The organism is Micromonospora arida (assembly GCF_003857035.1).
Taxonomy (GTDB): Bacteria; Actinomycetota; Actinomycetes; order Mycobacteriales; family Micromonosporaceae; genus Micromonospora; species Micromonospora arida.
On record NZ_QGSY01000118.1, the window covers coordinates 23,610 to 35,198 of the forward strand.

Sequence of the window (11,589 nt, forward strand, 5' to 3'; positions counted from 1 at the left end):
GGTTCAGGCCGGCAGACGGAGGGGGCGCGACCCTCGTGACGACGAGCGGCAGACGGCGAGCCGAGGCCGACGACGAATACACCGAGTACGTCCGGTCCCGGATGGTGCAGTGGCGGCGCACCGCCTACCTGATGTGCGGGGACTGGGACCGGGGCGACGACATCCTGCAACGGGTGCTCACCGAGCTGTACCGCTCGTGGGCGCGGGCCCGACAGGCCGATCACCTGGACGCGCTGGTCCGCACCATGTTGGTGCGGCGACTGATCGACGAGCGGCGGTTGCGCTGGGCGCGGGTCCGCCTCGGCACCGCGCTGCCCGACGTGTCCAGGGCCTTTGCCGACCCGACCGACCGGATCACCCTGGTGGGCGCGCTGCGGCAGGTGCCGCCACGCCAACGCGCGGTGCTGGTGCTGCGGTACTTCCAGGACCTCAGCGTCGAGGAGACCGCCCGGGCCATGGGCTGCTCGACGGGGACGGTGAAGAGCCAGACCGCCAAGGGCCTCGCCACCCTGCGCACCCTGCTCACCCCCACCCTGACCGCGAACTGAGAGGAGTGACGATGCTGGACGAACGCCAGATCGGCGACCTGATGCTGACCGAGATCGAGTCGGCCGAGCGGCCCTCCGTCGTGCTGGACGTGGAACGGGCGATGAGCACGGCACGGCGGCAACACCGCCTCGCCCAGGGTGCCGGCGCCGCGCTGCTGGCGGTGGCGCTGACCGTCGGCGGGCTCACCGTCCCCGACCTGCTCACCCCGGACCGACCGCCGGCCCCCGCCCCGTTCGGCACGGCGCCCGCCGGTGGCCAGACCGGCCTGCCGGACGCGCTCACCACGGTCGACCCAGAGCGGGTGTACGTCCGGTTCGGCTGGCTGCCGGACGGGCTGCCCAATCTTCAATACCAGGCCGGGCTGTTGCTCTCCGGCTCCGGCGTCTATCTCAGCGCGTCCACCGCGCCCGGCGGCGGCCAATGGAAGGGTGTCGCGATCACCCTCTATCCGAAGGGAGTGCAGCCTTCGGCACCGCAGCGGGACAGCGGCGAAGCGGCCCGGCCCGGCGAGACCACACCCGGCCCGCAGTTGAACGGCGGGGCCAGCAGTTTCGCCTCGTACAGCGGGGCCGAGCAGCCGGAGGCGATCCTGCGCTGGCGGTACGCCCCGGACGGCTGGGCACAGCTCAGGGTGGTCGGCGTCGGAGCCGACGTCCGGAGCACCGCGACGCGGGTGGCCCGGGCGCTGCGGTTCGCAGACGACCCGATCCCGATGCCGGCCACGGTGGCGGGTGTACCGGCCGCACTACAGGTGATCGCCGTCGACGTGCAGGAGTCGCTGGACGAGCCGAAGGTCTGGTACGCGTCGACCACCTGGTCACCAAAGTCGATCACCGGCGATCCCGGCCAGCAGCGGGCCCGGACGATGACCGTGAGCATCTCCCGCTACCGGAACATCACCGATCCCGCCGACAACGAGTACGTCGACCCGAACACCACTGTCGGCGGGCACCCGGCGCGGTTCGGCGGGCAGAAAGGCTCCGAGTCGCTGACCGTCTACGACGTGAACGGGGCGAACGTGACGATCGACGACAGCGCCCTGCTCCCCACCGGTGGCACTCGGGCGCTGTTCCCGAGGGTCACGCTGGTGGCCGAGCCGGCCAACTGGCACACCCACCTGCACCGGTGAGAGCCCTGGGCCCGCGCCGTCGAAGCGGCGCGGGCCCGGACGGGTCGGTCCGGACGGCCGAGGACGGGCATGATGAGGGTGTTCCCGACGGCGACCGCGAAAGTGAGGCCGGCATGTCGTTGCTGCGACGAGTCATCGGCGGAGTGCTCCGCCGCCACCGCCAGCGTCAGGGCCGCACGCTGCGCGAGGTTGCCGCGTCGGCCGACGTCTCAGTGCCCTACCTCTCGGAGGTCGAGCGGGGCCGGAAGGAGGCCTCGTCGGAGGTGCTGGCGGCGATCTGCCGAGCGCTCGGGATCAGCCTCGCCGACCTGCTCGGCGAGGCCCGCGACGACATGCGCCGAGTCGAGCCGCGCCTGCCCGTCGCGCCGCGCGCCGCGCTCACCCACCTGGAGCGGGTCGATGCGACTCGGCGGGAGATCGGCAACGCCACCCTGCTGGTGGGTCCACGTGTCAGCGGGTTCGTCCTGCACCGCGGGCCGGTGGCGAGCGAGCCGACCCTCAGCGTCGACGGAAAAGCCTCCGCTGGTGGCTCTCGCCCCGGTCCGCGTACCGCCGCCCTGGCTGACTGCGCACAGACCCGGCTGGGCCTGCGGCGGCTGACCGTCGCGTAGGCCGCGCGGGTTCTGCCGTCGGCGGATCTGCCGGCGGCAGAATCACTGGGCCAGCCACCGCCGTCGCCGCACGCTGAAAGGGCCGGTCCACCGGGTGGTCCCCACCGCCCGCCGGCACGGCGGAAGGCGGCGGCACATGATCGGGTACGACGTGCGGATGCTCAAGGGCGGGCAGCCGTCCTTCGGTGACCAGGTGTTCGAACGGCTGCTGCGGGAGCGGATCGTCTTCCTCGGCACCGAGGTGACGGAGGAGTCGGCGAACCAGATCTGCGCGCAGATCCTGCTGCTCGCCGCCGAGGACGACGACCGGGACATCTACCTCTACATCAACTCGCCGGGCGGTTCGGTGAGCGCGGGAATGGCGGTCTACGACACGATGCGCTACGTCCGCAACGACGTCGCGACGCTGGCGCTCGGGTTCGCCGGCTCGATGGGGCAGTTCCTGCTCTGCGCGGGTACGGCCGGCAAGCGGTACGCGCTGCCGCACTCGCGGATCATGATGCACCAGCCGTCCGGCGGGATGGGCGGAACCGCCGCCGACATCACCATCCAGGCGGAGAACATGCTGCACGTGAAGCGGACGATGCAGGAGCTGATCGCCCAGCACAGTGGACGGACGCTCGACGAGATCCAGCGGGACTGGGACCGGGACCGGTGGTTCACCGCCGAGCAGGCCCGGGAGTACGGCCTCATCGACCAGGTGGTCGCCCGAGCCGAACAGCTGCCGACGCTCTGATCAACGTCTGGTAGCTGCGGTACCGCCAGACCACCCCACCCATTAGCCTCCGTAGATATCTTGGCGGGCGCAGGAGGAGTGGGAATGACGGACGGTTACGAAGGCCGCTGCTGCGGTGGGGACACGACCACCTCCGCCGTGAGTCGCCGCACGATGTTGCGCGCGGCCGTGCTGGGTGCGGGTGCCATCAGCACCGGTGGCCTGCTGGTTCCCGAGCCCGCCCAGGCCGCGCCGGCGATCTACAACCCGTTCAGCGCCTACCCGATCACCGACACCTGGGAGGGTCACCTCAGCCGCGGATCACTCGGCGGCATCGACTTCGGGATGGGGGTCGGCACGGCGTTGCCGGCCTGCGGCGCCGGCACCATCCAGAACCTCCCCAACAACGGTACGGGCGGGCACACCGTCACGATCCAGCACGCGGACGGGTACCGCAGCCAGTACCTGCACCTGTCGCAGTTCCTGCTCGGCAACGGTGCCAGCGTGGGCGCGGGCACGATAGTGGGCCGCTCCGGCGGCGCGGCCGGCGCACCCGGCTCGGGCAGCTCGACGGGCCCGCACCTGCACTGGCACATGATCAGCCCGTCCGGCACCCGGATCAACCCACTCGTCTTCATCCAGCAGAACCCGGCCGACCAGCCCCGTCAGGTGTTCGAGGCGGCCAGCAACGCCGGCTGGCGTGCCCTGCCGGTCTCCGGCAGCGCGGGCGCGGTGACCGGCACGGCGACGACCGCGGTCACCCTCGGATCCACGAAGATCCTCTACACCCTCAACGGCGGCCGGATCCACGAGGCCGCCAGCAACGCCGGCTGGGCCAACCTGTGGACCGGCATCCACGGCGCACAGGGCACTTCGCTGGCCGCGCTCAACGTCAACGGGGTGAAGCACATCTACAACGTCGTCGACGGGTGGGTGCACGAGGCCGCCAGCGACAACAGTTGGCGCAACCTCAACAGCGGGGTCCGCGGCACGCGGGCAGCGGCACTCGGCATGGATGGCGTCAAGCTCATCTACGCCGTCTGACCGGCTCGCTGCTTTGTGAGGTGCCCCCGGCAGGATTCGAACCTGCGACACACGGTTTAGGAAACCGATGCTCTATCCCCTGAGCTACGGGGGCGCGAGGGCCCAGTCTAGCGACCCGGACGTCCAGCAGGGGTGGCAGGGAGTGGCCGACGTTCACCCCGTCACCCGGACCCGTGTCTGCCCAGTTCATGACCACGGCTTGAGCACACGACCCCGGCTTGCGACCGGCCCGGACGGTATGTTGGCCGGCCAGGCGTACGACGCGGCGGGCTGCGCACAGGTGCCTGTCCACGCGAGCGCGACGCCCGAACGGGTCGTCGGCGCGCGAGATTTTTCAGGTCTGCGGTAAGAAAGTCGGCGCGCGACGACAAGTACTGGTGTGAGACCACCACCTGGAGGAATGGTGCCGGACGCCGACACGACCGCCGCGGACCACCAACGCCTTACCGACCTGTTTCGACGACACGGCAACGCCATCTACGCCTACGCCAGTGATCGACTGAGCAGGGACGACGCCCAAGATCTCGTGGCTGAGGTCTTCGTCGTGGCCTGGCGGCGGCTAGAAACCATCCGAGTGGGCGATGAGCGCCCGTGGCTGTTCGGCGTCGCGCGGCGCCTCCTACTGCAGCAGCACAGGCACCGTGCAGACCAGTCGGCACTGCAGAATCGCCTGAATTCGACTGTCGAGCACGACCCCGGTCCTGGCGGTGGCCCCCTGTGGGAGGGGCGGACCGAGGTCGTGGCGGCCCTGGCGAAGCTGCCTGAAGCCGACCGCGAGGCGCTGCTCCTGCGGTACTGGTACGACCTCAGCAGCGGGGAGTCGGCGAAGGTGCTGGGGTGCACCGCGGCAACGTTCGCGGTGCGGCTGCATCGGGCGCGCCGCCGGTTCAAGAAACTATATGAGGCCCACTCGATCGATACGCACTTGGTGCCGGACTCCAGCCTGACGGCGTACATGAGGGGATTGCAGTGAAGCGGCAGGGTAGTGAGACCGAAGAGCTGATCACTCGTGCGCGGCCGGTTGCCCGGGTCGACTTCACGACGAGCCCACAGGGAGAGAGGATGCTCGCCCGAATCCTGGAAGTGCCTCGGCAGCCGGAGAAGCGCTCGCGGAAGCGAACCTCGATAATCGCGGCGATGGTTGCCGCTGGAGCGATCTTCGCAGGTGGCGCAACGGCAGCGGTTGGTGGCTTCCACGCGCCGGTCGCACCGCCGGAAGCACAGCCGGCCAATGGTGACGCGTTCGTCTGCGGCACGGCGGGCATGCGTCGAATGGGAGAGACAGTAGCTCGGGATGGCGAAACTCCTGTCGACGCCTGCCGCCGATCCTGGGAACGGATCTTCAGCGACGAGGCGCCCGCTCACCTGTACGCCTGCGTCCAGCGCGTCGACCCGAGCCCTTCACCGGGTGGCACTGAGTCCCCGGCTCCGACGTGGGGCAAGCTCGTCTACGTTCTCGACGGTCAACAGTTCAAGAACGCGCCTGAAACCTGCGGTTCCGTGAAAATGCTTGTCGCTCCGACCGGTAACTGAGATACCGCTGGCCTTCCCGGTGAACATGCCGGGAAGGCCAGCGGAACTTCGCTGTCAGCGATGCCCTACCGGGGGATGATCACGGGTGGTTCGGCTTCCAAGGCGAGGGGACCGAGCCGCAGACGTGAACTCCGTCGATCTTGTCATTCGGGGTTCCGGAGACGCCATCCTCCCTCGTGTCCAAGGCGAGGTTCGACCGATACTGCTTCGATGCAACGGTCACCATCTTGCTCCAGTTACCCGAACCGTTGTAGTTGTAGAAGTACGAGGTAGTGCCGGAGGACTGCTGGTTCGTTATGGACGAGATCCGGTCGTTCCAGTAGCCGCCGCCAGAGTAGGCGTAGTTACCCAGGTTCCATTCGCGACCGCAGACGGAGAAGACCAGTTCCTCACCGCCGTACTGCCGGTCCGTGTAGACGCAGACGTAGTAGATGTTGCAGGAGGCCAGAGGGACGATCGGCGAGTCAGCCTGCCTGGCACCGTCCTTGACCGGGCTGCGGAATCGCATGATGAGACCGGGGGCCATTTCGACGGTGGTCTGGTCGATCTGGCGCGCACCAGGCGTGCGTGAGATGACGTCGTCGATGCCCTGCTGCAGCTGGGCCTTGGTGGGTGCGACCTTGGCGTTGTTCCAGTCGTAGGCGCCCACGTTCACCTTGTCGGCAGGCGCCGGTGAGGTCCCTGCGCTCGGCGCCGCCGAGGCGGCGATGGGCGACGCGAGGAGTGCGGCAGTCGTCAACAGAGCGGTCAGCCCCGTCCGGAACATAGAAATGCGCACAGTGGAGTCCTTTCACCAAGCATTGTGTGCCAGTATGAGGAATCGCTTCTCGGTTGACACCTCTTAGAGGTAACCCGAGGTCCTGCGACCGATTGATCGCAGCATGAATCATCACCTGTTGATACGACAGCAGGCGTGGCAGCGCTCTTCTCAGTGACGTTCCGTTGAAACCTCCCCCGTTTCACGGCTGCGCAGGCAAGATGGCCAGAAAAGCGGGCAACAATCTCGCGTTGACAATTTCTACCACAGGCGAGTGGGCTCCGGTTGCCCGTTGACTGCCCGCTGCCAGCACGATCAGCGCAACCCAGTGCAACAAATGTCCGATTGAAAGGTGACGATCCGTACTCGTCTCAGCAGAAGGACCTGATGGCCGACGTTCTGCGTCGTGGACGGTGAGTGATCAAGCGACAGGAGTGCGATTCGCAAAATCTGGATCGCACCCGAGGGTGGCACCCGCCGGGCTCCCGCAGCGGCTTCGGCGGTACTCGTTGGCTTGACCAAGCCTCGCCGCCAATAGCGCCCGCGCTGCCACGATCGCTGATCTCGTCCTCGTCCGCAGCGCCGGCTTTCACCCTGCCTGCCGGGCTTCCCGCAGCGCTGGCTGATCCACCCAGGCACTTCGGCCCGAGCAGCAGCACCGGCCCGACCAGCAGCATTGGCCCGAGCAGCAGGATCGCCGACCATCTGGCGCGCCGGTCTCGTCGGGCAGCGAGAACCACCTCGGTGACGATGAGCGCCAGGACGCCGAGGAGCCAACTCCATCAGATTGCGACCCACGTGGACGACGCCGCCCGCGGCGTATCCGCGCAAGGGGTCGGTGCCCACCCCCGCCTCACGGACAGCAACAGGGACATTCACCAGGAAGAATGGGGGCGGAACCCTCCCCGCCTGTCCTGCAATGGATGCCCTGAACAGGCCGTCACCAGATCTCCAAGACGGACGTCGAATGCACGATTGCCAGTTCCATTGACGGCAGCTTTTGCCTAGTTTCAGGCTTTTGGCAGGTAATGATCACTGCGGGCACCACCCTGTCCGCGATCGGGATAGCGTCGGCCGACCAAGTCGCGGAACGGGGGCGCCCCGCAATTGTGGGTCGTGCGCTGCATTTCCACGGCACAGATGCACCTCAGGCGTTGAAAGGAAAGCATCTTGTCGCATCGCAGAAGTCTGTCCGAAAGAATGTTGGACGCACTACTGGTCATCGGAGTGGCCGTTACCCTGATCGCCACCGGCGGGTCGGCGCCCGCGCTGGCCTACACCGAGGCGGTTCAGGGAACTGGAAACTCCGCCCCGTGGTTCGACTTCGACAAGAATCCATCAAGCGCGTTGAACAGCACGCTCACGGCGTACGTCAGCGTGGGTGGCGTGCGTTATCGCATCAGCCAGCGTGCCGGCAGCGGCAACGGGAGCACCAACGAATGCCTGTCCAACCAGGGGTGGCTGCCCAACGGCTACTACTGGCCAGACGGAAGGGACAGCACCCGCTTCGAGCACATCAACAAGACCTGGGGCAACGAGGTCGTCCGCGGCTGGGTCTGGAACCTCGGATCGAAGAAGTGCTCGGGTTCTACCACCCGCACCGAACTGTTCATCCACTCGCAAGGAACGTCCGGATGGACGAACTCCAACTACGCGTCGAACGGGTGCATCAAGATTAACCAGACCGACCGCAGCCATCTGCACAACCGGTTCAACGCCGCATACGACAAGTCCAATGGCTTCCTCCAAGTAGTCAGCTGAGAGATCGGACCTCTGACATGGACAACTCGAATCGTCGTAACCGTGCACTGCTGTCGGTAGCCGCACTCATCGCGGCCACGATTGGCGCCTCCGTCATCCTTCAACCAGCGGCCCACAGCGAACAGCCCAGTTTGATCCGCGATCAGGTACTCCGCCACGAGCAGCTGGTGGCGGACTGTATGAAGGAGCGGGGCTTCGAGTACGCGGTGACCGTTCCGGGTGACCTCCTGGTCGAGGAGGCGCGCGCCGCAGCGGAGGCCGACGGCCGCGACATCAGGGCCGCAGTGGAGCAGGCATCCGCCGCGCGCGGCACGTCGCCCAGTCCGAACGAGCTGTTGGTGGCCGGGCTAGAGCCCCGGCAGCAGCAGGCCTGGGGGGATGCTCTCTGGGGCACGGACGACACCGCCGGTTGCATGGACAGCACGCTGCAAGCCGCCGCCCGGGTCGACGTGGAGGCCGGGCTCCGACGCGCGGAGGCCATTCTCGCCCAGGCGAAGTCCGACCCCACGGTTCAGTCTGCCGAGAGGACGTACGTCGCCTGCATGACGACTCAGGGATACGCCATCACGTCGGTCGATGGCATCCACGAGTACGTGGGCAGGCGCGCCGAGGTGCTCAGCGAAGAGGCCGGGCAGAAGCTGACGGACACGGCGTACGCCCGACACGACGCCTGTGTACGGCCGTACAACCAGACGTTCAACGCCACCCATCTCCGTCTTCTCGGTGGCAGGTGACGCTGTCGCGAGAGCCCGACTGACCAGGTGATCACACGATCGGTCTCGTAGGCGGGGTGGTTGGGCCGGTGGTCGGTCCAACCACCCCGCCGCCGTGCGTGGTGGTGGTCGAAGACCGCCGGCGACGGGCTACGAGTTGGTGGGCCGGGCGGCGCGGCGACGTTCGGTGAGCCGTCGCGCCTTCACCGCGTTGCCGCAGTCGGCCATGCGACACCAGCGGCGGGAACCGTTGCGGCTCTGATCGAGGAACAGCCAGCCACAGCCGCCTTCGAGCACCGGGCAGCGGCGCACCCGGGTCAAATCGGCGGTCAGCATGACGTCGAGGGCGGCCTCGGCGATCCGGTCCGGCACCAGCATGGCCGGCACCGTGCCGTAGACCATCCGTACCTGCGACGAGTCGAGCACGAATCTGGCTCGGACGGCCGCGCCGGACCAGCGCTGATGTAGAGCGACCAGCGCGGCCCCGGCCGCGATGGGGTCACCCGCCGTTCCACAGTCCGCGTCGGTGATCGCCGCGAGCAGCACGAGATGCAGCCCTTCACGGATGTCCCGCACGGCGGCCAGGCCCGCGTGGGCCGCCGCAGGCTCGTCGCGCCACGCCCGGCCCACCTGGTCGACCTCCGCGTCGGTGACCACGCCCACCCGAGCGGACCAGCGCAGCAGAGCGGAACTGTCGGTCAGGAAGTCGTGCGGCGACTCGCCCCCTCGCTCGAGCGTGTTGACCAGATCGAGTGCCGGGTGGCCGCCGACCAAGGGTAGCTGGCACACATCGAGTGGCATACCAACGATGCTACCACCTATACATTCGTAGGTGGTTAATTTTCGCTCCCACACTTCCCCCGCTGCGGCAACGCGCAGCCCAACCGGCGTGCGAGAGCGGCTTCCCAGCGCGAGACAGCGAGGGATACACAACTGCCTATGCTACCGTCAAAACTCTGTTAGCCGGGATCACGGTGCCTCATCCGTGGCGGCTGATCCTCTACACCTCGTCCAGGACCTGGGAGGTAGCCAATGGTGCACGAACGACGCGCGGTCTATGCCCTCGCCGCTTTGTCCGCCGCCACTTTCTGTTACGTCACCACCGAAGTACTTCCGATCGGGTTGCTCACGCTGATCGCGCCAGACCTGGGACGCTCCAGGTCCGAGGCCGGTCTGCTGGTGACCGGGTACGCCGTGGTGGTCATGATTGTGGCGCTCCCGCTTACCCGGGTCACTCGGCGTGTGCCCCGGCGCCCGCTTCTCGCCGGCGCCCTCGGTGTGTTCGCCGCGGCGACGGCGGTGTCGGCCTTCGCAACCTCCTACGAGGTGTTGCTCGCCGCGCGGCTGGTGTCCGCCACCACCAACGGTGTCTTCTGGGCGGTGGTGTTCCCGGTGGCGATCTCGATGTTCCCCGCGAACATCCGCGGCCGCATCGTGGCTCGACTGTCGATCGGTAACGCGCTCGGCCCGGTTCTCGGCGTGCCGCTGAGCACCTGGTTGGGCGGGCAGGCCGGGTGGCGGGCCGCCTTCGTCGCGATGGCCGTCTTCGGCTTCGTCAGCTGCATCGCGGTCGCCCTGCTCCTGCCGAGCGTCACACCGCAACAGAGGGCCGGCGACATCGGGCCGATGCCGGACCGGCCCCGCTTCGTCGTGCTCCTCCTCGCCACCATCCTCGCGGTCACCGGCGCCATGGGCGCGTTCACGTACATGACCGTCTTCCTCCTCGACGTCAGCGGGTTCGCCGCAGCGTCTCTCGGCCTGCTGCTGTTCGTTCAAGGCTCGTTCGGCGTCGCCGGCACCTGGGCGGTCGGCCGGGTCCTGGACCGGTTTCCGCTCGGTGTCGTGCTGGTGCTGCTCGGGCTCCTCACCGCCGCGATGCTCGGCCTCTATGGAGTTGGCGCGAGCAAGGCGTTGACCATCCCGTTGCTCGCCGTGGCGGGGATGTCGTTCAGTTCGCTGATCGCGGGAATCCAGCACCGCGTCATGCAGGTGGCCCCGTCGACAACCGACATGGCGTCGGCCAGCCTCAGCGTCGCGTTCAACTTCGGCCTCGCGGCCGGCTCGTTGATCGGCGCGGGTCTGCTGGCGACGGCCGGGGTGCGCGTCATCCCATTGTTCGGTGGCCTGCTGACGGCCGTGGCGATCGCGTTGCTCGCCGGCCACGAGATGTCCCGCAGGAGAGGGAGGACCCACAAGCCTGACCACAGCAGTTGGTCGGCGCGACCGTCCCGCAGCCGCGATGCCGAGAAGCCACCGGCCACCAGCGTGCGGACATAGATGACGCGGCGTCCCCTGAGCTACTGGTGCGCGAGCGCGACCTGGGCGTTCACCTGGGGTGGCAAAAGAGCGGCCCGGCGCGGAGAGTGGTCTTCCACGCCGGGCCGCCGCATCGACTGAAGTCAGCTGGTCACACAGTCGGCCAACACGCCTGGGCCGGTGCCGGTGCCCTGGAAGCCGAAGGTGGTCGACTGCCGGCCGAGGACCCGTCCGTTGTAGCTCACGTTGGTGAACCCTACGGTTCCGCTGGTGCCGCTGACCTGCGCGTTCCAGGCGCTGGTGACCGCGCCGCCCGGCAGCGCGACGGTCACGGTCCAGCCGTTGATGTCCGACTTGCCGGCGGTGACCGTCACGCTCGCGGTGAAACCGCCAGCCCACTGGTTGACCGCGATCGACGCGTAGCAGCCGTCACCGGCCGGCGGAGTGGTGTTCGGCGGAGGGGTGGTCGGCGGCGTGGTGGTCGGCGGCGTGGTCGTCGGCGGGGTCGTGGTCGGTGGAGT

13 protein-coding genes and 1 tRNA gene are annotated in these 11,589 nt (G+C 68.1%); 10 read left to right on the plus strand and 4 right to left on the minus strand.

Translation table 11 applies throughout. The features are described 5' to 3' along the window. Positions 1-35 precede the first annotated feature (35 nt). The 5 genes from DLJ58_RS06250 (at position 36) to DLJ58_RS06270 (ending at position 4,048) form a co-directional block, all read left to right on the plus strand. Positions 36-548: a SigE family RNA polymerase sigma factor gene (locus DLJ58_RS06250; protein WP_244218809.1), complete on the plus strand. Its 513-nt coding sequence runs from the start codon at positions 36-38 to the stop codon at positions 546-548. Between the two features lie 11 nt (positions 549-559). Next, positions 560-1,678, plus strand: coding sequence for a hypothetical protein (locus tag DLJ58_RS06255; RefSeq protein ID WP_124854268.1), 1,119 nt, complete (start codon positions 560-562; stop codon positions 1,676-1,678). Positions 1,679-1,791: 113 nt separating this feature from the next. After that, entirely contained in the window at positions 1,792-2,289 is a 498-nt protein-coding gene (locus DLJ58_RS35015) for a helix-turn-helix domain-containing protein (protein ID WP_124854269.1), read from the plus strand. A gap of 136 nt (positions 2,290-2,425) precedes the next feature. Beyond that, positions 2,426-3,025, plus strand: coding sequence for a ClpP family protease (locus DLJ58_RS06265; protein WP_124854270.1), 600 nt, complete (start codon positions 2,426-2,428; stop codon positions 3,023-3,025). An 84-nt stretch (positions 3,026-3,109) separates the two neighbouring features. Next, entirely contained in the window at positions 3,110-4,048 is a 939-nt protein-coding gene (locus tag DLJ58_RS06270; protein WP_124854271.1) for a M23 family metallopeptidase, read from the plus strand. Positions 4,049-4,069: 21 nt separating this feature from the next. Here the strand turns inward: DLJ58_RS06270 and DLJ58_RS06275 are convergent. Beyond that, a tRNA-Arg gene (locus tag DLJ58_RS06275) sits at positions 4,070-4,142 on the minus strand. Between the two features lie 309 nt (positions 4,143-4,451). On the opposite strand from DLJ58_RS06275, the gene DLJ58_RS06280 reads away from it, so the two are divergent. Further along, positions 4,452-5,021, plus strand: a complete 570-nt coding sequence (locus DLJ58_RS06280; protein WP_158629552.1) for an RNA polymerase sigma factor — start codon at positions 4,452-4,454, stop codon at positions 5,019-5,021. Positions 5,022-5,110: 89 nt separating this feature from the next. Continuing rightward, positions 5,111-5,581, plus strand: coding sequence for a hypothetical protein (locus tag DLJ58_RS06285; protein WP_124854273.1), 471 nt, complete (start codon positions 5,111-5,113; stop codon positions 5,579-5,581). 79 nt (positions 5,582-5,660) lie between these two features. On the opposite strand, the gene DLJ58_RS06290 is transcribed toward DLJ58_RS06285, so the two are convergent. Continuing rightward, on the minus strand, positions 5,661-6,359 hold the full coding sequence (locus DLJ58_RS06290) for a hypothetical protein (RefSeq protein ID WP_124854274.1): 699 nt from the start codon (positions 6,357-6,359) through the stop codon (positions 5,661-5,663). A gap of 1,179 nt (positions 6,360-7,538) precedes the next feature. Here DLJ58_RS06290 and DLJ58_RS06295 point away from each other — a divergent pair. Together DLJ58_RS06295 and DLJ58_RS06300 are read left to right on the plus strand one after the other, a co-directional pair. After that, on the plus strand, positions 7,539-8,099 hold the full coding sequence (locus tag DLJ58_RS06295; RefSeq protein WP_124854275.1) for a hypothetical protein: 561 nt from the start codon (positions 7,539-7,541) through the stop codon (positions 8,097-8,099). A gap of 167 nt (positions 8,100-8,266) precedes the next feature. Then, a complete protein-coding gene (locus DLJ58_RS06300) occupies positions 8,267-8,833 on the plus strand; it encodes a hypothetical protein (RefSeq protein WP_244218810.1) in 567 nt (188 codons plus the stop codon). 129 nt (positions 8,834-8,962) lie between these two features. Here DLJ58_RS06300 and DLJ58_RS06305 read toward each other — a convergent pair whose 3' ends face one another. Further along, complete coding sequence (locus DLJ58_RS06305) at positions 8,963-9,613, minus strand: CGNR zinc finger domain-containing protein (RefSeq protein ID WP_124854277.1); 651 nt, start codon at positions 9,611-9,613, stop codon at positions 8,963-8,965. A 231-nt stretch (positions 9,614-9,844) separates the two neighbouring features. On the opposite strand from DLJ58_RS06305, the gene DLJ58_RS06310 reads away from it, so the two are divergent. Next, entirely contained in the window at positions 9,845-11,089 is a 1,245-nt protein-coding gene (locus tag DLJ58_RS06310; protein ID WP_124854278.1) for an MFS transporter, read from the plus strand. Positions 11,090-11,211: 122 nt separating this feature from the next. Here the strand turns inward: DLJ58_RS06310 and DLJ58_RS06315 are convergent. Beyond that, the coding region (locus DLJ58_RS06315) for a cellulose binding domain-containing protein (protein WP_208740883.1) at positions 11,212-11,589 on the minus strand (378 nt) is incomplete at its 5' end.